We start from the raw sequence: 21291 nt of genomic DNA, 5'->3' as shown, positions 1-21291 counted from the left end.
CGCCGCCGGGCATGGCCCGGCGCTGCCGTCACATCACCTGCCGGTCTTCACCTCGGTCCACAGCCGGGTGTAGAGCTTGTCGGTCTCCGGCGTGTTGATCGAATAGGTGAACATCTTCCCGGCCACATCGGCCGGCGGATAGATGGTCGGGTCGGTGCGGATCGCCTCGTCCACCAGCGGGGTGGCGGTCGGGATCGGGTTGGCGTAGTGGATGAAGTTGGTGTTGGCCGCGGCGACCTTCGGTTCCAGCAGGTAATTGATGAACTTGTAGGCCGCTTCCGGGTGCTTGGCATCCTTCGGGATCGCCAGCATGTCAAACCACTGCGGGGCGCCTTCCTTCGGGATCGAGTAGGCCACGTGCACGCCGTTGCTGGCTTCCTCGGCGCGGTCGCGGGCCTGGATGATGTCACCCGACCAGCCCACCACCAGGCAGGTGCCGCCGTTGGCCAGCGAACCCACGTACTGCGAGGAGTGGAAATTCTGCACGTACGGGCGGATCGACTTCAGCAGGTCGGCCGCCTTCTGCAGCTCGGCCGGGTCGCCGCTGTGCGGGTCCAGCCCCAGGTAGTGCAGCGCGATCGGGATCATGTCCGCCGGCGTGTCCAGCATGGTCACGCCGCAGTCCTTCATCTTGCTGATGTTCTCCGGCTTGAACACCAGGTCCCAGCTGCTGGCGATGTCGGTGCTGCCGCCGAAACGCTGCTTCAGCATCTCCACGTTGTAGCCGATGCCGGTGGTGCCGATCATGTACGGCACACCGTACTGGTTGCCCGGGTCCTGGGTGGCGATGCGCTTCATCACCGCCGGATCGAGGTTGGCCAGGTTCGGGATCTTGCTCTTGTCCAGCGGCAGGAACACGCCGGCCTGGATCTGCCGCCCGAAGAAGTTGAGGGTCGGCACCACCACGTCGTAGCCGCTGTTGCCGGCCAGCAGCTTGGTCTCGACCATCTCATCGCTGTCGAACACATCGTAGGTCACCTTGATGCCGCTCTCCTTCTCGAAGGTCGGGATGGTGTCCTCGGCGATGTAATCGCTGTAGTTGTAGACGTTCAGGACCTGGCTGTCCTGCGCGCCGCCTTTGCCACCGCCACAGGCGGCAAGCATGGCGGAGGCCAGGCCGAGCGTGAGGATACGCAGCTTCATCGGGTGCTCCAGAATGCGGAAAGGGGGGCCGGCGGGGCCGGCGACGGGTGCCAGCCTACCCCCCGGCGGCGGATTTTTCTATTCCACATGCTCAGACGTTCAGCAGCAGGAACTCGCGCTCCCACGAGCTGATGACACGGAAAAAGGTCTCGTATTCCTTGCGTTTGACCGAGATGTAGGCCCGGCAGAAGCGCTCGCCCAGCAAGGCCTGCAGCTCGCTGCACTGCTCCAGCCCGTCCAGCGCTTCGCCCAGCGAGCGCGGCAGGTTGTAGCCCAGTTCCTTCGCGCTGCCGGTGACCGGCGCGTCCGGCGCCAGCCGCTCGCGGATGCCGAGCAGGCCGCAGGCCAGGGTCGCGGCCATCGCCAGGTAGGGGTTGGCGTCGGAGCCGGCAAAACGGCTCTCCACGCGCATGTTCTCCGGCGTATCCAGCGGCACGCGCAGGCCGCAGGTGCGGTTGTCGAAGCCCCAGTGCACGTTGCTCGGCGAGACCTCGCCGAACACCAGCCGCCGGTAGGAGTTCACGTTCGGCGCGAAGAAGGCCATCGCCTGTGGCGCGTACTTCTGAAGGCCGCCCAGGTAATGGCCGAACACCGGGCTGAACTCGCCTTCGGCATCGGTATCCCCGGCAAACACGTTGCTGCCGTCGCTCACCCTTACCAGGCTCTGGTGGATGTGCATGGCGCTGCCCGGCTCGTTCTCCATCGGCTTGGCCAGGAAGGTGGCGTATACACCGTGGCGCATCGCCGCTTCGCGCATGGTGCGCTTGAACAGGAACACCTGGTCGGCCAGGTCCATCGCATCGGCATGGGTGAAATTGACCTCCAGCTGCGCCGCGCCGGATTCGTGGATCAGCGTGTCCACGTCCAGCTTCATCGCATCGGCATAGTCGTACATCAGATCGAGGATCGGGTCGAATTCGTTGACCGCATCGATCGAGTATGACTGCCGCGCCGTTTCCGGGCGGCCGGAGCGTCCGGCCGGCGGAAGCAGCGGGAAATCCGGGTCGGTGTTCTTCTGCACCAGGAAGAATTCCAGCTCCGGCGCCACTACCGGGCGCAGGCCCAGTTCGGCGTATCCGGCCAGCACGCGGCGCAGCACGTTGCGTGGCGCCAGTTCGTGCGGCTCACCATGCTTGGTGTAGCAGTCGTGGATCACCTGCGCGGTGGCATCGGCCGCCCACGGCACCATGCGCACGGTGTCCGGGTCGGGGCGCAGCATCATGTCCGAGTCGGACGGCGAGGTCAGCTCGTAGTAGTCGTCGGGGAACTCGCCAGTGACTGTCGTGGCGAAGATGCCTTCGGGCAGGCGCGTGCCGTAATCGTGTGAGAACTTGTCGGCCGGAATGATCTTGCCGCGCGCGTTGCCGGTGATGTCCGGCACCAGGCATTCGACCTCGGTGATGCGCCGCTCCTTCAACCAGCGCAGCAGGCTGCTCTCCTGAGGTGCGGGGGGCGTGGCCGTCTTGCGCGGGCGCGTTCGGGAACTCATCGGGAATCCAGTCGGTTCTGTTGGTGCTCTCGGCAAGCTTGGCCGAACGCACGGAAAATAGCGTGATAGAACAGCGCCTGCATGACACGCCATTCCGGGTGCCACTGTACGCCGAGCACAAAACGATGGTGCGCGCTGCGCGCGGCCTCGACCAGCCCGTCATCGGCGCGGGCCTCCACCTGCAGGCCGTCGGCCAGGCGTGCGATCCCCTGCCCGTGCACCGAATTGACCTGCGCGCGCACGTCTCCCTGCCACTGTGCCAGCCAGCCGTCGGCCTCCAGGCTGACCGCATGCGCCGGTCCATACTGCAGGTCCACCGGCGCCTGCGGGTCTTCGCGATGATCGGACAGGCCCGGCACCGCATGCACCTGGGGATGCAGCGTGCCGCCCAGCGCGACATTCAATTCCTGGAAACCGCGGCAGATCGCCAGCACCGGCATATCCAGCGCCAAAGCCTCACGCAGCAGTGCAAACGCGTTGGCATCCCGGGCCGGGTCATGCGGGTTGCCCGGCCAGCTGCGACCACCTTCGTAGTGCTGTGGCGCGATGTTGCTGACCGCACCGGTCAGCAGCAGGCCATCGAGGCCGTGCAGCCAGTCGGCGGGCGGCAGCGGTGGCTGCAGGCTGGGCAGCATCACGGGGGTGACTTCGGCCGCGTCAACCAGCGCACGCACGTACTTCTCGCCGGCCGCCGCAAAGCGGTGATGGCCGAGCACGGTGCTGTCGGTGGGCAGCCCCACCCAGGGCAGGCGACGCATGGAAAACTCCTTGGCGTGCCGACACGTTACCCGCCTGTCCGCAATGCCGGCAAGTCGTGGCCGTCACACCACGGCCGTCGCGCATCGGCGAAACTAGGCGCGTGAACGCTGATCCTCCTGCCCCGCCCTGCCCCGTTGCCCTGCGCCCGCGAGGCCCGCAGTGAGTGCCGCCTTCCCGCCCAGCTGGTATGCCGCCAGCCTGCCCGAACCGCCTGCCCTGCCCGCGCTGCGGGGTGACGTGCAGGCCGATGTGGCCGTGCTCGGTGCCGGCTACACCGGCCTGACCGCCGCGCTGGAACTGGCCGCACGCGGCCATCGCGTGGTGGTGCTGGACGCGCATCGGATCGGCTGGGGCGCCTCCGGCCGCAATGGCGGCCAGGCGCTGGTCGGCTACGGCTGCGAGGTGGACGAACTGGAACGCCAGCTCGGTCGCGACGATGCGCGCCACCTGTTCGACTGGTCGCGTGAGGCGGTGCAGGCGATGCGAGCGCGCATCGACCGCCATCGCATCGACTGCCACTGGGTGGAGGGCCATGCCAGCGTCGCCATCCGCGAACGCCACGAGCGTGACCTGCGCGCCAACTGCGAGCACCTGCGGCGCCACTACGACTACCCGATGCAGTGGTGGGACCGTGACGCCCTGCACGCGCAGCTGGACAGCCCGCGCTACCGCGCGGCGATGTTCGACCCGCTCAGCGCGCACCTGCACCCGCTCGCGTATGCACGCGGCCTGGCCGCTGCAGCGCGCGCAGCGCGGGTGGTCATCCACGAAGATTCTCCGGTGGTGCGCATCCAGCGCGGGCCACGGCCAAGCCTGCACACCGCCCAAGGCAGCGTGCGCGCCGCGCATCTGGTGGTGGCCGGCAACGCCTGGCTGCAGGGCCTGCTGCCCGAGCTGGAGCGGCGGATCATGCCAGTGGGGACCTATATCGGCGCCAGCGCACCACTGGGTGCCGAGCGCGCCCGCGCCCTGATCGGCAACAACATGGCCGTGGCCGACACCGCCTGGGCGCTGGACTACTTCCGCCTCAGCCACGATTACCGCCTGCTGTTCGGTGGCCGCGCCAGTTACTCCGCGCTGCCGCCGCCGGGCCTGCGCGGGGTGATGCAGCGGCGCATGCACCAGGTGTTCCCACAGCTGGCCGACGTGCCGCTGGAACAGGTCTGGGGCGGCTATGTGGACATCACCCGCAACCGCGCCCCGCACTGGGGCCGGCTGGACGGCAACCTGTTCTTCGCACAGGGGTTCTCCGGGCACGGGGTCGCCGCCGCCGGGCTGGCCGGCGAGGTGATCGCCGCCGCCATCGCCGGCCAGAGCGAGCGCCTGGACGTGTTCCAGCGCCTGAGGCATGCGCCCTTCCCAGGCGGGCGGCTGCTGCGCACGCCGCTGCTGGTGGCGGCGATGTCGTGGTACAAGCTGAGGGATGCGTTGTGGTGAAGAACCTGCATCTCAACCTGTATCAAACGTTCAGAAGAACGCACCGCAGCGCTGATCGTGCTGCGCACGTCACAGATTTTCACGCAACAACTGTGATGGACGGTTCGTCAGATTCCTAAATGCGCAGCTGCGCAATTGCATAATCGTCCGCAGACCGATACCGTCCTGAAAAACCGGGCCCCGCGGCGAATGGATGCTGACAGGGGACACGTAGGAGAGGGGGACGTGCGATTGGACTGGTGGAAAGAAGGATTGTTGCTGAAGGTGCGCATTCGTCCGGCTGGCCTGATGCTGGCCTTGCTTTATGCAGTTGCCTATTGGGCAACCCGACAGTTGTCGCTGGATCAGTTCTATTTGCCAGCCGGCATTCGGGTTGCGGCTGTGTTGCTGTGCCCGCCGCGCCTGTGGCCCTACCTGTTGCTGGGCGAATATGCGTACTTTGCACAATCCCGCGTGCCGATGATCGAGAAGTACGGCCTGACATGGGTCATTGTTGCCTCAGCGTTCCTCATGCCAGCGGTGATGCTGATTGTGAAGCTGCAAAGGCGACTGATGACAGAGTCGCAGACCATCGGCCTATTACTGATTGCCGCCGCTTCCAGTGTGGTGATCACCCTGCTCAACCTGAGCTTTTCCCATCTGCTTTGGCCAACACCCCCTTCCACACCATTCCTGACCAATGCCGCGCGCTTCAGCGTCGGTGATTTCATCGGAATTCTGACGGTGGCCCCGATCGCCATGCTGTGGGCACGACAGGATGTGGAGCAGCAATGGAGCGCTCTGCGAAAGGCCCCGATGCTGGCAGCACTTTCAATGATGCTGCTGATCGGGATCGCAGCAACCCAACTACCCGCCGAATGGATCGCATTGAAGGCAACGTTCCTGCTGCTGTTGGCACTGCCAGCGGCCGGGCTTACCTGCCTGTATGGCTGGAAGGGGGCTGCCCTTGCAGTCCCCGCGCTCAACATGGTCATCGGACTGACCACGCCCAACACCCATCCAACCGCATTCGATCAAGCGGCCTTCGTCACTCAGCAGATCATGGCAATCAGCGGCATCGTGTTGCTGCTGCTTGGGTCCCGCATCACGCACTTCTACCACCGTTATAGACTGCGCGAGATGGGAGAGAGGGACGCCATCCATCTTGCGAGGAGCTCGCAACTGGCCAGCGAGATGGAGCTGCGCGAACGCGCCCTCCATCTGCGAAAGCTCGGCGACGGCATCGATACGTCGCTGGTTGAGCTGGCCGACTGGCTCAAAGCACAGGGACACCATGCGGTGGCCAGCAGCCTTCTGCATACCTCGAATGTCCATTCGCGGCTGTTTCGCGAACAGACAAGCATGGTGTACCCCGCGGGCCTTGAGCACCTTGGGCTTTACGTGGCCCTGCAGGCAGGTGGCATCCGTGAATCATGGAAGCTGACGGAGCGCGTTCTTCGTCCAGACCTGAAAGGTGACCCCTGCAACCTGAGCGTGGAACTGCAGCTGGCTGCTTACCGCACGCTGATTGATGCGGTCTCCATTCTTCTCAGGCATGAGGGGGGTCAGATTCGAATTCGTGCTCGATGCGGCAGATTGGGCACCAGGCGCGGAATCCTCATGGTCGTGTCGTTACTGGATCCTCGTGGCCGCCTTTCCCAGAAGACAACCATGGCAGCGTTCGAGCGACTGACCGGTCGAACCCTCGCCTACGACGGGACTGTTGACTGCTATCGCAATCGGGTCAGGATCCTGTTCCTCGACCGCGAAGTCAGACTTGAGAACGTGCCCAGTATTCCATCGCGGGCCAATTGTCCCGCACCCTCAGCGCTGCAGTAGCACATTTCAAGGTCCAGCGACCCGCTCACGCCAAAACAGCGGAATGGCGCCCACATGTCGCACATCATGCTTATGCACGATGTCATGGGCACCCGGGGAGCACCGGGTGCCCATGCGGCCCGATACTGACTCTCGCCGATATCCCGACGAAAGGCAGAATCAAGGTGCCTCGACCGCCCACAGTACGTCAGTACCGGTCGCGTATCTGACAAGCGTGAATGCAGACGCCCGGTAGACAACCGTTCTGGTGGCCTTGGCGGGAACGGGCAGGCGTTGCTCTGGCAGCGACACCTTCGCGGTCGGATCACCTGCCGGCAGCACCCAGAACGTCCCGGCGGCATTGCCGATCACGACATGCACGCGCCCGGCGAGATCGTTTACCTGGAAATAGTCCATGCCATCACGCTCGAACCCATAGACCAACCAGCCGGGATCCGCGCTCAGGTTTTCCGCCAACGGAGCCGATTGACCAAGTCCTCGTGCAGCCATCTTGATTCCATGGTCATCACTCGGGGCAAAAGCAAAAGCGGACAACGGCGCCAACATCAACGCACCAGCAAATGCATGAATTCGAAAGCTTCTCACACTAACCTCCAGGTTGGATGAAATACGCATTATTAGGGATGCTACCGTCAATCCGATCAGCATACTGCAAGGGCAAATTCCTCCTCGCAGAGCGCTTAACAGCTTGAAACTGACACTTGACCAGCAACTTCCAAACCGTGCCACGCCCGGCAGCATCATGCTTCATGACCGAGCGCGCTTCATATCACTCATGGGGAATAGCCCGATAGATCGATGCAAATCCTGTTCCCTGAAGTTGCATCCGATACCGTCGATATCCGCCCCAGGACCTCCACAACCGACCCGGCGTCCCATGCCGCCTTGCAGCAGGCCACTGTCTACAGCAACCACAGTGACACACTGCCGCTGCCCATTCCGGGGGGGCGCCGGATGCATTTGCAGGATTCTGGTGATCGAAACCACACCTGCGCCACGTCCATTCATGACCCGTGCACTGCCCACTCGTCTTCAGTCGATCCAGAATCAGGTTCTTCACAGTCGCCGAGAGTTCGCAGGGAGTCCAGACACCTTGATTGCACCCATCTCCAACTATCGATAGTGTCTGCGGAAATGGCCAGCCATCAGTAGCTGCGAGAGGAGAGGCGCGGGCTTGGACCGACTCAAAGGAGCAATTGAACTTAGCTTCCGCATCCGACCCGTCGGAATCGCACTCGCGGTCGTCTATGCCCTCAGCTGCCTCATCTCGCGCCAGTTCTCACTGGATCAGTTCTTCCTGCCGGCCGGCATCCGAGCCGCGGCACTGCTGATCGTCCCGACCCGGCTGTGGCCCTACCTGCTGCTGGGCGAGTATGCGTACTTCGCAACGCTGCGCATCTCCATGATTGACAGCTATGGACTGGCTTGGGTCATTCTCGCCTCAACGCTGCTGATGCCGATGGCAATGCTGGTGGTCCACCTGCATCGGACAAGAATGCCCTCCGAGGCGGGCACCGGTCTCTGGCTGCTGTCGCTGTCCTTGTGCGCAGCGTTGTTCGTCCCAGGTCTCAACCTGGGCATTTCATATGTTCTATGGTCTACCCCACCACCGAGCAATCTGCTGAACGCAGTCGACCGGACGATCTTTGGTCACTTCGCCGCCATCATCACGCTGGTGCCGCTGGCCTTCCTTTGGTCGCGACGGCACGCCGATCCAGGGTGGGCCAACCGCTTTGTCGTCCCCACCACCATGGCGATCCTGGTGATGCTGGTACTGGGCCTGTGCATGCAGCTGACAAGCGTCAGCGCCCACACCACACGGACGCATATGGTGCTGCTGGCCGCCCTCCCCGCCATTGCCCTCACCTTCATGCATGGCTGGCGCGGCGCGGCCATCGCGATTCCGTTGCTGAACCTCCCCCTGCACGGTGCAACACCCAGCACCGGCCTGCCCTCCTCTTTCGACCTGGGCACATTCGCAACCCAGCAGAACATGGCGGTGATGAGTGTCGCGTTGCTGGCATTGGGTTCCAGCATCAGTTACCACCATCAGCGCGCCCGGTCCCGCAGCGTGGCCGAGGAAACCACGCGACGCCTGGCGCGTGGCTCCCACCAGACCAGCGAGCGCGAGCTGCGTGAACGGGCTGCCCATCTGAAGCAGCTGAGCGAGGGCATGGACAGTTCGCTCAGCGAGATGGTCAGCTGGCTGAAGGCCCAAGGTCATCATGCCGTGGCGAGCAGCCTGCAACACGCGTCATCGGTGCACTCACGCCTGTTCCGCGAGCAGGCCAGCATGGTCTATCCCACCGGACTGGAGCAGGTCGGGTTGTACATTGCGCTGCAGGCAGGCGGCGCATGCGAGATATGGAACAACACGCATCGCGTCACGCCGCCCAGGCTGGCGGGTAATCCCTGCCTGCTGACTGTGGATCTGCAACTGGCCATCTACCGCTCCTTGATCGAGGCGGTGTCACTGCTGCTGGAGCTGGAGACCGGGCAGGTCTGCGTGCGTGCCCGAAGTGGCCGGGCAGGCGCACGTCGCGGCATCGTCGCCGTTGTGAGCCTGCTCGACCGTGGTTGCACACTGTCGACACGCACCACCCACCAGGCTGTCGAGCGCTTGGCCGGCCGGATGCTTGCCTACGGCGGCACGGTCCACTGCCGAGGAAATCGGCTGCGACTGGTCCTGCATGAATCGATCACCCACGCGTCGCCAGCGGCGGCCTGATACCGAATTCCGGGGGCGCGTAGCGTTGGCCGCTAAAGTTACACCCGAAACCGCCGCTATCCGTGCCGAGCCCCTCCCTCGTGAGCCACCGCATCATGCCCATGCTGCCGCAGGCCGCCGTCGATGGCGACCTGGCCGATCCGCTGCCGCAGCGGATCCTGCTGGTCGAAAACTCCCGTGCCTTCACCGGCATGCTGCGCGAGGCGATCGAGCAGCGCCTGGAACTGCCGGTGGTGATCGCCTCCACCCTGGCCGAGGCCGACCGCCTGCTCAGCGAAGGCGGTGGCTGGTTCCTGGTGCTGACCGGGCTGGTGCTGGCCGATGGTGACCGCGATGCGGTGGTCGAGTTCTTCCTCAAGCGCGACCTGCCCACCGTGGTGGTCAGCGGCGTGTATGACGAGGACCTGCGCAAGCGCGTGCTGCAGCAGCAGATCATCGATTACGTACTGAAGAACACCCCCGGCAGCATCGACTACCTGGTGTGGCTGGTACAGCGGCTGGAGCGCAACCGCCGCATCGCCGCGCTGGTGGTGGACGACTCACCGTCCGCGCGTGGTTATGCCGCGGCCCTGCTGCGCATGTACGGCCATGAAGTGCACGAGGCGGCCGACGGGAACGAGGGCCTGGCGGCGATCGAGGCGCACCCGGCGATCCGGTTGGCGGTGGTCGACCAGGAAATGCCTGGCATGCAGGGCGTGGAATTCACCCGTCGCCTGCGCACCCTGCGTTCGCGCGACAAAGTGGCGGTGATCGGCATCTCCGGCAATACCGATGCCTCGCTGATCCCGCGCTTCCTGAAGAACGGCGCCAATGACTTCCTGAGAAAACCCTTTTCGCGCGAGGAATTCTTCTGCCGGGTGTCGCAGAACGTGGACCAGCTGGAACTGATCGGTACGCTGCAGGATCTGGCTACCCGTGACTTCCTCACCGGCCTGCCCAACCGGCGCTTCTTCCTGGAGCAGAGCCAGCGCCAGCTGCCACAGCTGCAGCTGCACGGCCAGTGCGTGGCGGTGGCGATGATCGACATCGACCATTTCAAGCACATCAACGACACCCACGGCCACGAGGCCGGCGACGATGCATTGCGTGCGGTGGCCGGCGCAGTGGCCGCCCATGCACGCGGCCAGGATCTGATCGCACGCTTCGGCGGCGAGGAATTCTGCCTGATGGTGCCGGACATGGAGCAGGACGAGGCGCTGCTGTACTTCGAGCAGCTGCGCCAGCGCATCGCTGCGCTGGAAGTGGACATCGGCACCGCCACCCTGCGCATGACCGTCAGCATCGGCCTGTGCTGCCTGCGCCCGCAGCGCGATGCGCTGCACCGGCTGATCTCCGAAGCCGATCGCCAGCTGTACCTGGCCAAGGCCGGCGGCCGCAACCGGGTCAGCTGCACCACGGTGGCCAGCCCGCTGCGCCCACGCGAACCGGCGCTGTCCTGACCGGCACGCTTTGATCCAGATCAACGCCGCCCGCGAAGTGCGGCTCTACAGTCGGCCCCGACATACGCATGAAGGGGAGCCGGGGATGGCACTACTGGTCTGGCAGGACGATCTGAACATCGGCATCGATGTGATCGACCAACAACACCGCCGCATCATCGAGATGCTCAACCACCTGCACGTGGCCCAGGCCAGCATGCAGCGTGCAGCGGTGGGCGAAGTGATCGACGAGGTGGTGGACTACACCATGTCGCACTTCGCATTCGAGGAAGAGCTGATGGAAGAAGCGGGCTACCCGTTCTGCGCCGCGCACAAGCGTGTGCATGAGGTCTTCATCAAGCGCGTCTCGGAATACCGCATGCGCTTCCAGGCCGGCGAGGACATCAGCGACGAACTGCGCACCATGCTGTCGCGCTGGTTGTTCAACCACATCCGCGGCGACGACCAGGCCTACGCCGAACAGGTCAAGGCGCACCTGAACCAGTTCGCCCGTGAACACCAGGGCGGCGGTTGGCTGGGGCGCACGCTCAAGCGTTTCTTTGGTTGAGCCTCAACGCGCGACGGTGCAGTGCCACCAGCGCGCACAGCGTCGCCACCGCCGTCAGGCACAGGTAGTAGCCGACCGCGACCAGGCCGAAGCGCTCGGCCAGCCAGGTGGCCAGGTACGGGGCCGGCGCCGCACCGAGGATGCCGGCCAGGTTGAAGGACAGCGACGCACCGGTGTAGCGCACCTCCACCGGGTAGATCTCCGCCAGGAAGGTACCGCAGGGGCCGTAGGTCAGGCCCATCAGGAACAGCCCCAGGCACAGGAAGGCGGTGACCAGCCACGGGCTGTGCGGCTGGAACAGCGGTGCGAACAGCACACCGAAGCCGACGATCAGTACGCTGGCGACGATCATCGTGCGCCGCGTGCCCCAGCGGTCGCCGTAGCGCGCCGACAGCGGGATGCCCACTGCGAAGAACAGCATGCCGGCCATCTGCATCAGCAGGAACTGCTCGCGGCTGTAGCCCAGCACCGCGGTACCGTGGCCCAGGCTGAACACCGTCATCAGGTAGAACAGCACGAAGGTGGCGAACGCCCCGAGCGTGCCCAACAGCATCGGCACCGGGTAATCGCGCAGCACCGTCCACATCGGCAGCCGCACCGGTGCCTTGCGCTCCAGCGCCTGCTTGAAATCGGGGGTCTCGTGGATGTTCAGGCGCACCCACAGGCCAAGGCCGACCAGCAACGCGCTGGCCACGAACGGAATGCGCCAGCCCCACTGCAGGAAGTCGCCCGGGCTCAGGCAACGGCCCAGCACCAGGAAGATGCCGGCCGACAACAGGAAGCCCAGTGGCGCGCCCAGCTGAGGGAACATGCCGTACCAGGCGCGCTTGCCCGGCGGCGCGTTCTCGGTGGCCAGCAGCACCGCCCCACCCCATTCACCGCCCAGCCCCAGGCCCTGGCCGAAACGGCACAGCGCCAACAGCGCCGGTGCCCACAGCCCGATCTGCGCATGGGTGGGCAGCAGGCCGATCAGCACCGTGGACAGGCCCATGGTCAGCAGCGCGGCCACCAGGGTGGCCTTGCGGCCGATGCGGTCGCCGAAATGACCGAATACCGCCGAGCCGACCGGGCGCGCGATGAACGCCACCGCGAAGGTTGCCAGTGACTGCAGCAGCGCCGCCTGCTCGCTGCTGTCCGGGAAGAACAGGTGCGGGAACACCAGCACGGCAGCGGTGGCGTAGATGTAGAAATCGAAGAATTCGATGGTGGTGCCGATCAGGCTGGCCAGCAGGACACGGCGGGGAGAATTCGCAGGTGGCGCGGCAGCGGTGATCGTCGACATCGGCACTACAGGTTGTGGTGGATCGACCGATTCTGCCACGGGCCGGTGGCCACACGCAGCGATGGTTTCAGCCGACACCGATGCCAACGGAAATTTTCTGGACACCCGCTAGGCTGCGCCACCGGTCCCTGCATGGATGCCTTGCCGATGGCTGCAGCTGCGTTGTCGTGGTCCGATTCCCCGAAGCTGCCGTGGATGACGGCGTGGCTGGTGGTACTGCTGGTGCACGGCCTGATGACGGTGTGGCTGTGGGGCACGGCCCGCATCGTGCTGCGCGGCGACGATGGCGCACGGATCTCGCTGCGCTGGCTGCCACCGGAGCTGCCGGCGCCGGCGCCGTCCCTTCCGGCCATGCCCACCGCATCGGTAACGCGCCCGGCGGCACTGGTGAATCGCCGCCCTGCCCCGCCTGCGCAGGCGCAGGCCGCCCTGCCTGCCGAAGAGGCAGCGGTGGCTGAAGCGCCGCTGATCCTGGGCCTGCCTGCAGGCAGCATCGACGGTGGCGATGGCATCAGCGCCGCGGGCGTCGCGCCACGCCTGCTGGGTCGTCGCGCGGTGCATCCCGCGTTCGCACCGCGTCGCAACTACTTCCGTATCCGCCGGCAGATGACCCCGGAGCAGATCGTGCACGGTGTGGCGCAGCTGCTGGGGCTGTGGCCGCCTGGGTACATCGTCGACCCGTGCCAGCTGGGGAAGCAGGACATGGACTATTTCCAGAGCGCTGTTGAGGAGGATGACCAGGAATTGCTGCGTGCGGCAGTGCTGCAGATGAGCGCGCGTTGCCGGTAGTCCGCATTCCGCGAACGGCAGTCGAGCAAGGCTCGGCTCTACAGGAGAGCACCCAGCCGTCCAGGGCGCGTGTCGTTACAACTGGATCCAAGTGGCCTTGATCTCGCTGTACTTGTCGAACGCGTGCAGCGATTTGTCACGCCCGTTGCCGGACTGCTTGTAGCCGCCGAACGGGGCGGTCATGTCACCGCCATCCCAGCCATTCACCCACACGCTGCCGGCACGCAGCTGGCGGGCCACACGGTGCGCGCGGCCAAGATCGCGCGTCCACAGCCCTGCCGCCAGCCCATAACGGCTGTCGTTGGCCACCCGCACCGCTTCGGCCTCTTCATCGAAACCGAGCACCGCCAGCACCGGCCCGAACACTTCCTCGCGTGCCAGCGCCTGCTCCGGCCGCACCTGGTCAAACACGGTGGGCTGCACATAGCAGCCTCCTGCCTCCACTTCGGCCCGATGCCCACCCAGCAGCAGCCGCGCGCCCTCGCCTTCGGCGCGTACGATGTCGGCCAGCACCTTGTCCATGTGCGCGGCGTCGACCAACGCTCCCATCGGCGCATCGGCCTCCAGTGGATGGCGCGGCTGCATGCGCTGGCCGTAGGCAATGACCTGGCGCACGAAGTCCTCGCGGATCGAGCGCTGCACCAGCAGCCTCGACCCGGCGGTACAGACTTCACCCTGGTTGAAGAAAATACCCTGCGCCACGCCCTTGGCCGCTGCGTCCAGATCCGGCGCGTCGGCGAATACCACGTGCGGGCTCTTGCCACCGCACTCCAGCCAGACCCGCTTGAGGTTGGATCGCCCTGCGTACTCCAGCAGCTTTGCGCCGGTGGCAGTGGAGCCGGTGAACGCCAGCACATCCACGTCCATGTGCAGCGCCAAGGGCTCGCCGACGCGGCTGCCATGGCCGGGCAGCACGTTCAGCACGCCCTCCGGCAAACCGGCCTCGATGGCCAGCGCCGCCAGCCGCAACGCCGACAATGGCGAACGCTCGGACGGCTTGAGCACCACCGAATTGCCGATCGCCAGGGCCGGCGCGATCTTCCAGCAGGCCATCAGCAGCGGAAAGTTCCACGGCACGATCGCAGCCACCACGCCCGCGGCCTCGCGCGTGACCAGGCCCAGTTCATGCGATCCGGTGGGTGCGATTTCACCGTACAGCTTGTCCACCGCCTCGGCGGTCCAGGTCAGGCAGCGCACCACGCCGGGCAGGTCGATAAGGCGTGCGTCGCGCACCGGCTTGCCCATGTCCAGGGTTTCCAGCAGGGCCAGCTCGTCGGCGTGCTTTTCCACCAACGCGGCCAAGGCCAACAGCACGCGCTTGCGATGGGCCGGGCTGGCCTGCGACCAGTGGCCAGCCTCGAAAGCTCGCCGCGCAGCCAGCACCGCGCGCTCCACGTCCTGCGCATCGCAGTCGGCGACCGCGGCCAGCACGCGGCCATCGATCGGGCTGATGCAGTCGAAGCGCACACCGCTGGCAGCATCGACGTAGCGGCCATCGATGAATGCCTGGTTCGCCATCGACAGCTGCTGGGACAGCGCCTGCCAGTGGCTGCGGTCGGGGAAGTCGGCCATGTCGGGCTCCTCGGAACAGTTCCCCCGGTTATACCGGCGTGACCGCGACTCCACTGTGACGCGGCTGCGCTACATTCACGCCATCGGACCCCGATGGAGCTGGCATGAAACGTTCCGCGAGCGACCTGCACGACCTGGCCACCCAGCGCCCGGAATCCCTTGATGCGTACTGGATGCCGTTCACCGCCAATCGCCAGTTCAAGGCCGCACCGCGTGTGCTGGTGCGCGCCGAGGGCATGCACTACGAGGATGTCGACGGCCGCCAGATCCTCGACGGCACCGCCGGGCTCTGGTGCTGCAACGCCGGCCACGCCCGGCCGCGCATCGTTGAGGCCATCGTCGAGCAGGCACGCACGCTGGATTACTCGCCCGGCTTCCAGATGGGATCGCCACCGGCATTCGCGCTGGCAGAGCGCCTCGCGGCGCTGGCACCGGGCACGCTCAATCATGTGTTCTTCACCAACTCCGGCTCGGAGGCGGTGGATACCGCGATGAAGATCGTGCTGGCCTACCATCGCCAGCGCGGCGAAGGCCAGCGCACGCGCTTCATCAGCCGCGAAAAGGCCTACCATGGCGTCGGCTTCGGTGGGATGGCGCTCGGCGGGCTGCCAAACAATCGCAAGGCCTTCGGCCTGCAGCTGGGTGGCGTCGACTACCTGCGCCACACCCTGGACCTGCAACGCAATGCGTTCAGCAAGGGCCTGCCGCGCCAGGGCGCCGAACTGGCCGATGACCTGGAACGGCTGATCGCACTGCACGATGCCTCCACCATCGCAGCGGTGTTCGTCGAACCCGTCGCCGGTTCCGCGGGGGTGATCCTGCCAGCACCCGGTTACCTGCAGCGCCTGCGCGAGCTGTGCGACCGCCACGGCATCCTGCTGGTGTTCGATGAGGTCATCACCGGTTTCGGCCGGGTCGGCATGCCGTTCGCCGCACAGCGCTTCGGGGTCACCCCGGACCTGCTGACCTTCGCCAAGGCGGTCAGCAATGGCGCGGTGCCGCTGGGCGGCGTGCTGGCCAGCGATGCCGTGCATGCCACGCTGATGCAGGCGCCGCCGCAGGCCATCGAACTGTTCCACGGCTACACCTACTCCGGCCACCCGCTGGCGTGCGCGGCAGCACTGGCCACATTGCAGGTCTACGCCGAAGAACGCCTGTTCGAGCGGGCGATCGAACTGGGCGAGTACTGGCAGGAACGGCTGCATGCACTGCAAGGGCTGCCCAACGTGATCGACATCCGCAACTTCGGGCTGGTTGGCGCGGTGGAGCTGGCGCCCCGCCGCGACGCCCCCGGCAGCCGGGGGTATGAGGTGTTCCGCCGCTGCTTCCACGACGGCCAACTGCTGGTGCGCTGTACCGGCGACATCATCGCGCTGTCGCCCCCGCTGATCGTGGACAAGGCGCAGATCGACCAGATCACCGGCACCCTGGGCGAGATGATCCGAGCCACCGCCTGAGCCCGGGCCGGCGATGGCGAGCGGGTACAATGGGCGGTTCCGCTCCTGCTCGTTGCCGTGCCCATGGATATCGTCGTCAAAGAAGAACTCAAGGCCTATATCGACCCGCTGACCGCGGACGAACATGACGCGCTGGAGCGCAGCATCCTGGCCGAAGGCTGCCGTGATGCGCTGGTGCTGTGGGGCAATGTGCTGGTCGATGGGCACAACCGTTTCGGCATCTGCCAGAAGCACGGCCTGCCGTTCAACACGGTGCAGAACACCCGCTTCCAGAGCATGGAAGACGTGCATCTGTGGATGATCGAGCAACACCTCGGCCGCCGCAGCGTCTCCGACTTCCAGCGCGGCGTGCTGGCCCTGCGCAAACGCGACATCCTGGCGGCCCGCAAGCAGGTCGAGCAGGCCCAGCTGCAGCGCGAGAGCGACGGCACCGCGGACATCACCGGCGAAGGCGGCGAAGACAGCCCGCCGTGGGAACCGGCCCCGAAGCTCAGCCGTGCTGAGCTGGCCCGCGAAGCCAAGCTGAGCACCAGCCAGGTCGGCATGATTGAACGCATCCACGCCCAGGCCGCAGCCGAGGTCGTGGAGGCGGTGAAGGCCGGCGTGATCTCGATCAGCGCCGCCGCGGCGGTGGCCGACCTGCCGGAAGAGGAGCAGCGCGCCGCCGCCGCCGGCGGCAAGGACGAGCTGAAGCAGGCCGCCAAGCGCGTGCGCGAGTCCAAGCGCAAGCCGCGCGCGCCGAAGCCTGAACCGGCCGAGATGGATTTCGAGGAGCCCGATGAGGACGAGATCGCCAGCCGCGACGCCGAAGTATTGTCGGCGTTGGAACAGCTGGGCGAGGACGCACCGGCGCTGCGCCGCCGCGTGGTCGCCCTGACCCGTGAGAACGACACCCTGCGCGCGCAGCTGGCCGCGCTGCGCAAGCAGCTGGAAGCGGTGTAACGGTCGCATCACACCGCTGCAGGGCTACAGGCAGGCGTCACCGGCGTACGGTTAGACTTCCGGCATGACGCTTGCCAATGATCCACGCCGCGCTCAGCTGCGGCGCCTGAAAGCCCTCGCGCTGGGCCTGTTGCTGTTGATGCTGGCCGGTTTCGCGGTCAGCCACTGGCAGGGTGAGCGTGGCATCTGGGCTTGGGTATCGGCCTTCTGCGAGGCCGCAGCCGTCGGCGCGTTGGCCGACTGGTTCGCCGTGGTCGCACTGTTCCGGCGGCCGATGGGCCTGCCGATTCCGCACACCGCGATCATCCCGCGCAGCAAGGAACGCATTGGCGACAGCCTCGCCCTGTTCGTGCGCGACCAGTTCCTGGAACCGGGCGTGCTGCTGGCCAAGCTTCAGGTATTCGATCCGGCCAGCCGCCTGGGCAGCTGGCTGGCCGACCCGGCGCGCTCGCGGATGCTGGCCGACATGGCCCGCGGCTGGGCATTGCAGGCCCTGGATTTCTTCGACGAAACGGCGGTACGCCGGCAGCTGCATGCCTTCGTAGTGCAGCAGCTGCGGCAATGGAACGCGGCGGCCACCGCCGGCGAACTGCTGGCGCTGCTGACTGCCGATGGCCGCCACCAGCGCGTGCTGGACGAAGGCCTGCAACGGCTGGGGCGCTGGCTGGAACAGCCGGAAGTGAAGGAGCGCGCCTCGCAGCTGATCGTGCGCTACATCCAGCGCGAATGGCCCACGCTCTCGAGCACGGTGAACTGGGTCAAGCCGATCGACGAGATCGGCGACAGCCTGGCCGAACGCCTGGCGCGCGCGGTGCTGGAAGAGCTGCAACAGGTACTGGCCGAACCGCAGCATCCGCTGCGCCAGGACTACGAGACCTGGCTGCAGAATTATGTGCAGCGCCTGCGCGAGGATCCTGCGCTGGCCGAGCGCATCGAGCAGCTCAAACAGGAAATGATCGACCATCCGGCCCTGCAGGACTACGTGCAGGGGCTGTGGGCGCGCATCCACGCCAGCCTGCGCGCAGACCTGCAGCACGAGGATTCGGCGCTGGTCGGCCACCTGCAGCGCAGCCTGGGTTCGCTCGGAGCCAGCCTGCAGGCCGATCCGGCCTTGCGCGAGGCGCTGAACCAGCACCTGCTGGAGGGTGCGCAACGCCTGACCGGGCGACTGCGCGAAGGCGTCACAACGCACATCGCGCAGACCGTGAAGGGCTGGGACGAACGCCACCTGGTCGAGCAGCTGGAACTGAGCGTGGGCCGCGACCTGCAGTTCATCCGCTTCAACGGCACCCTGGTCGGCGGGCTGATCGGCCTGCTGCTGCACGCGGCGACGGTGCTGTTCCGCTTCTGAAGCGCACCCGGCACTGGACTGCCCGCCGTTACGCTTGATTAACGAAATGAGAATGCCTATCATTTGCTAATCGGTTGTACGCTTAGCCAAGCGGGGCAGGCACGCACCTTCCCGCCCCTTCGCCCGTGTACATCCCCGACTACCGGGTCGCCCGCACCGCGCGGGTGGCGCACCGTCGATGGGACTCGCTGGGCGACGTGCGCGTAGCGCACGGCTGCTGCGTCCGCGCATTCCATCGCCTGTTTCGTCCTGCATGGAATCGCACCGATGGCAACGCCGCTGAACCTCCCTCGTCCCACTCTGCTGGCCCTGGCCGTGACCGCACTGATGATCACCCCGCTGGCCCACGCTGACGGCACCACCGAATCCTCCGCGCGCACGCTGGACACCGTGAAGGTGACCGCCGACGGCGACATTCCCAACAGCTATACCGTCAAGGGTGCGCGCAGTGCGACCAAGCTGGAACTGTCGCTGCGCGAGACGCCGCAGTCGGTGACGGTGATCACCCGCCAGCGCTTGGACGACATGGGCCTGTTCTCGCTGTCGGACGTGATGGGCCAGGTCACCGGCGTCAGCGTGTCAGTCACCGACAGCGAGCGCATCAACTATGTCTCGCGCGGCTATACCATCGACAACTTCCAGATCGACGGCATGCTCAACACGTTCGGTGGCTCGGTCAAGACCAACACCGACAACGTGATCTACGAGCGCATCGAAGTGATCCGCGGCGCCACCGGCCTCACCACCGGCGCCGGCGATCCGTCCGGCACCATCAGCATGATCCGCAAGCGCCCCACCGACACCTTCCAGATGGGCGCCAACCTCACCGTGGGCCGCTGGAACAACCGCCGCCTGGAAGCCGACCTCGGCGGCCCGGTCGCTTGGGACGGACGCATCCGAGCGCGCGTGGTCGCCGCCAAGCAGCAGAGCGATTCGTTCCGTGATGTCTATGCGCTGGACAAGGATGTGTTCTACGGCATCGTGCAGGCCGACCTGAGCGACCGCACGCTGTTCGAGGTGGGCTACGAGTACCAGTCGCCACGCACCACCGGCGTGACGTGGGGCGTGGTGCCGTATTGGGGCGCCGATGGCGCGCCGGCCAACCTGCCGCGCTCGACCAACCTCTCGGCCACCTGGAGCGCCTGGCCGATCGTGGAGAAGACCACCTTCGCCCGACTGGAGCAGCAACTGGACAACGGCTGGTCGGTGAAGGGCAACGTCAGCCATGCGGTACGCGATACCGACGGCAGCGTCTGGTACGGCGCAGCCGGCTACCCACGCGCCGACGGTACCGGCGTGACCGCCTACATCTCGCACTTCAATGAACACAGCACGATGGATGTGTTCGACGTCAACGTGGGCGGGCCGTTCAAGCTGTTCGGTCGCGAGCACGAGCTGGTGTTCGGGCTGGGCCAAGCGGTGCGCAAGGGCGAGTCCGAAGACATGGATTTCGACTACGGCACGGCCTATGCCGTGGTGCCTGACTGGCGGAACTGGAGCGGCAACGTGCCAGTACTGCCGGTCACCCGCCTCGGCCGCCTGGCCTCGGAAAACGAGCTGCGCCAGCGCGCCGCCTACATCGCCGCGCGCCTTCGCCTGGCCGATCCGCTGCTGGCCGTGGTCGGCGCGCGTTATGGCAGCTGGGAAACCCGCAGCTGGGCCTATGGCTACGACGCCGCCGGCAACCGCAACCGCACCACGCGCGCCGGCTACAAGCCCGACGATATGCTCACCCCGTACGCGGGCCTGGTCTATGACTTCAACTCGACCTTCAGCGCCTACGTCAGCTACACCGATATCTTCAAGCCGCAGAACTACCGCGACCGCAACGGCAACTACCTGGAACCGGTGATCGGTGACATGTACGAAGCCGGCGTCAAGGCCGAGTTCTTCGGCGGCCTGCTCAATGCCTCCGCCGCCGTGTTCGAGGGCAAGCAGGACAACGTCGCCGAGATCGACGATTCGGTGCCGCTGAATTCGCTGCCCGACGGTGGCCAGGCCTATCGATCCACCGGCAAGGGCAACAAGGTGAAGGGCTGGGAAGTCGAGACCCAGGGCAGCATCGGCGAACAATGGAATGTCTCGGCGGGCTTCGCCCACACCGTCATCCGCAACAACGCCGGCGTGCTGCAGCGGACCACCACCCCGCAGGACACCTTCCGCCTCAACACCAGCTGGCGCCCAGGCGGCATCGATGGCCGCTTCTGGCTGGGCGGTGGCGTGACCTGGCAGAGCCGCCTCTGGAACAACAGCACGAAGCCGGCCGCCGACTATCCCAGCAGCGGCCGCACCGAGCGCGCGCAGATCATCCAGGACGCGTTCTACCTGGTGAATCTCGCCGGCGGCTACCGCTTCAACGAGAACTTCAGCGCGCAGCTGAACATCAACAACCTGCTGGACAAGAAGTACTTCAACAACGTCGGTTTCTACAACGGCGTGTACTGGGGCGAGCCGCGCAATGTCACCGTGACGCTGCGCTGGAAGCTCTGACCCTGATGGATGGCGCCGGTTCTGCGACCGGAGCCCGGCCAGGGATGG

General features: G+C 66.0%; 16 protein-coding genes. 10 read left to right on the top strand and 6 right to left on the bottom strand.

Annotated elements, in window-relative coordinates; translation table 11 throughout:
• Positions 1-33: 33 nt before the first annotated feature.
• The 3 genes from QZ853_RS03730 to QZ853_RS03720 all read right to left on the bottom strand — a co-directional run bounded on the left by QZ853_RS03730 (position 34) and on the right by QZ853_RS03720 (position 3390).
• On the bottom strand, positions 34-1143 hold the full coding sequence (locus QZ853_RS03730) for a polyamine ABC transporter substrate-binding protein (protein ID WP_295570831.1): 1110 nt from the start codon (positions 1141-1143) through the stop codon (positions 34-36).
• A gap of 91 nt (positions 1144-1234) precedes the next feature.
• Positions 1235-2632 carry a glutamine synthetase family protein gene (locus tag QZ853_RS03725; RefSeq protein ID WP_249844527.1) on the bottom strand — a complete coding sequence of 466 codons (1398 nt, stop codon included), beginning with the start codon at positions 2630-2632 and terminating at the stop codon, positions 1235-1237.
• Entirely contained in the window at positions 2629-3390 is a 762-nt protein-coding gene (locus QZ853_RS03720) for a gamma-glutamyl-gamma-aminobutyrate hydrolase family protein (RefSeq protein WP_295570829.1), read from the bottom strand. The genes QZ853_RS03725 and QZ853_RS03720 overlap by 4 nt, the downstream gene beginning before the upstream one ends.
• Positions 3391-3550: 160 nt before the next feature.
• Between QZ853_RS03720 and QZ853_RS03715 the strand changes: the two genes are divergently transcribed.
• Positions 3551-4828, top strand: a complete 1278-nt coding sequence (locus tag QZ853_RS03715) for an FAD-binding oxidoreductase (RefSeq protein ID WP_345777873.1) — start codon at positions 3551-3553, stop codon at positions 4826-4828.
• A 225-nt stretch (positions 4829-5053) separates the two neighbouring features.
• Positions 5054-6646: an MASE1 domain-containing protein gene (locus QZ853_RS03710; RefSeq protein WP_295570827.1), complete on the top strand. Its 1593-nt coding sequence runs from the start codon at positions 5054-5056 to the stop codon at positions 6644-6646.
• Positions 6647-6805: 159 nt separating this feature from the next.
• Here QZ853_RS03710 and QZ853_RS03705 read toward each other — a convergent pair whose 3' ends face one another.
• On the bottom strand, positions 6806-7261 hold the full coding sequence (locus tag QZ853_RS03705) for a hypothetical protein (RefSeq protein WP_295570825.1): 456 nt from the start codon (positions 7259-7261) through the stop codon (positions 6806-6808).
• 559 nt (positions 7262-7820) lie between these two features.
• Between QZ853_RS03705 and QZ853_RS03700 the strand changes: the two genes are divergently transcribed.
• From QZ853_RS03700 to QZ853_RS03690, 3 genes are all read left to right on the top strand, one after another.
• Positions 7821-9374 (top strand): MASE1 domain-containing protein, encoded by a 1554-nt coding sequence (locus QZ853_RS03700; protein ID WP_295570824.1) that lies wholly within the window; start codon positions 7821-7823, stop codon positions 9372-9374.
• Between the two features lie 95 nt (positions 9375-9469).
• Positions 9470-10813, top strand: coding sequence for a diguanylate cyclase (locus tag QZ853_RS03695; RefSeq protein ID WP_295571134.1), 1344 nt, complete (start codon positions 9470-9472; stop codon positions 10811-10813).
• Positions 10814-10898: 85 nt separating this feature from the next.
• A complete protein-coding gene (locus QZ853_RS03690) occupies positions 10899-11360 on the top strand; it encodes a bacteriohemerythrin (protein ID WP_004151683.1) in 462 nt (153 codons plus the stop codon).
• Here the strand turns inward: QZ853_RS03690 and QZ853_RS03685 are convergent.
• On the bottom strand, positions 11341-12633 hold the full coding sequence (locus tag QZ853_RS03685; RefSeq protein WP_295571133.1) for an MFS transporter: 1293 nt from the start codon (positions 12631-12633) through the stop codon (positions 11341-11343). The genes QZ853_RS03690 and QZ853_RS03685 overlap by 20 nt on opposite strands.
• Before the next feature lie 156 nt (positions 12634-12789).
• On the opposite strand from QZ853_RS03685, the gene QZ853_RS03680 reads away from it, so the two are divergent.
• The gene (locus QZ853_RS03680) at positions 12790-13431 is read left to right on the top strand and encodes a hypothetical protein (protein ID WP_295570823.1); all 642 of its coding nucleotides are present in this window, start codon (positions 12790-12792) and stop codon (positions 13429-13431) included.
• Positions 13432-13506: 75 nt separating this feature from the next.
• Here the strand turns inward: QZ853_RS03680 and QZ853_RS03675 are convergent, their stop codons facing one another.
• Positions 13507-15003, bottom strand: coding sequence for an aldehyde dehydrogenase (locus tag QZ853_RS03675; protein ID WP_295570822.1), 1497 nt, complete (start codon positions 15001-15003; stop codon positions 13507-13509).
• Positions 15004-15107: 104 nt separating this feature from the next.
• Between QZ853_RS03675 and QZ853_RS03670 the strand changes: the two genes are divergently transcribed.
• The 4 genes from QZ853_RS03670 to QZ853_RS03655 all read left to right on the top strand — a co-directional run bounded on the left by QZ853_RS03670 (position 15108) and on the right by QZ853_RS03655 (position 21243).
• Entirely contained in the window at positions 15108-16460 is a 1353-nt protein-coding gene (locus QZ853_RS03670) for an aspartate aminotransferase family protein (protein WP_295570819.1), read from the top strand.
• Between the two features lie 63 nt (positions 16461-16523).
• Complete coding sequence (locus tag QZ853_RS03665) at positions 16524-17402, top strand: plasmid replication/partition related protein (protein ID WP_295570817.1); 879 nt, start codon at positions 16524-16526, stop codon at positions 17400-17402.
• A 64-nt stretch (positions 17403-17466) separates the two neighbouring features.
• Complete coding sequence (locus QZ853_RS03660) at positions 17467-18753, top strand: DUF445 family protein (protein ID WP_295570815.1); 1287 nt, start codon at positions 17467-17469, stop codon at positions 18751-18753.
• A 267-nt stretch (positions 18754-19020) separates the two neighbouring features.
• Positions 19021-21243 carry a TonB-dependent siderophore receptor gene (locus QZ853_RS03655; protein ID WP_295570813.1) on the top strand — a complete coding sequence of 741 codons (2223 nt, stop codon included), beginning with the start codon at positions 19021-19023 and terminating at the stop codon, positions 21241-21243.
• The last annotated feature ends 48 nt before the right edge of the window (positions 21244-21291 follow it).

Origin of the sequence: uncultured Stenotrophomonas sp. (genome assembly GCF_913778665.1) — a bacterium.
Classification (GTDB): domain Bacteria; phylum Pseudomonadota; class Gammaproteobacteria; order Xanthomonadales; family Xanthomonadaceae; genus Stenotrophomonas.
The sequence above is the reverse complement of the archived record's forward strand: the minus strand, read 5'-3'. Positions and strand labels throughout refer to the sequence as shown.

Coding starts and splice junctions, on each gene's coding strand:
- QZ853_RS03730 (WP_295570831.1), bottom strand. CDS start 1,143: ATGAAGCTGCGTATCCTCACGCTCGGCCTGGCCTCCGCCATGCTTGCC.
- QZ853_RS03670 (WP_295570819.1), top strand. CDS start 15,108: ATGAAACGTTCCGCGAGCGACCTGCACGACCTGGCCACCCAGCGCCCG.
- QZ853_RS03725 (WP_249844527.1), bottom strand. CDS start 2,632: ATGAGTTCCCGAACGCGCCCGCGCAAGACGGCCACGCCCCCCGCACCT.
- QZ853_RS03680 (WP_295570823.1), top strand. CDS start 12,790: ATGGCTGCAGCTGCGTTGTCGTGGTCCGATTCCCCGAAGCTGCCGTGG.
- QZ853_RS03665 (WP_295570817.1), top strand. CDS start 16,524: ATGGATATCGTCGTCAAAGAAGAACTCAAGGCCTATATCGACCCGCTG.
- QZ853_RS03705 (WP_295570825.1), bottom strand. CDS start 7,261: ATGCGTATTTCATCCAACCTGGAGGTTAGTGTGAGAAGCTTTCGAATT.
- QZ853_RS03660 (WP_295570815.1), top strand. CDS start 17,467: ATGACGCTTGCCAATGATCCACGCCGCGCTCAGCTGCGGCGCCTGAAA.
- QZ853_RS03695 (WP_295571134.1), top strand. CDS start 9,470: ATGCCCATGCTGCCGCAGGCCGCCGTCGATGGCGACCTGGCCGATCCG.
- QZ853_RS03655 (WP_295570813.1), top strand. CDS start 19,021: ATGGCAACGCCGCTGAACCTCCCTCGTCCCACTCTGCTGGCCCTGGCC.
- QZ853_RS03720 (WP_295570829.1), bottom strand. CDS start 3,390: ATGCGTCGCCTGCCCTGGGTGGGGCTGCCCACCGACAGCACCGTGCTC.
- QZ853_RS03690 (WP_004151683.1), top strand. CDS start 10,899: ATGGCACTACTGGTCTGGCAGGACGATCTGAACATCGGCATCGATGTG.
- QZ853_RS03675 (WP_295570822.1), bottom strand. CDS start 15,003: ATGGCCGACTTCCCCGACCGCAGCCACTGGCAGGCGCTGTCCCAGCAG.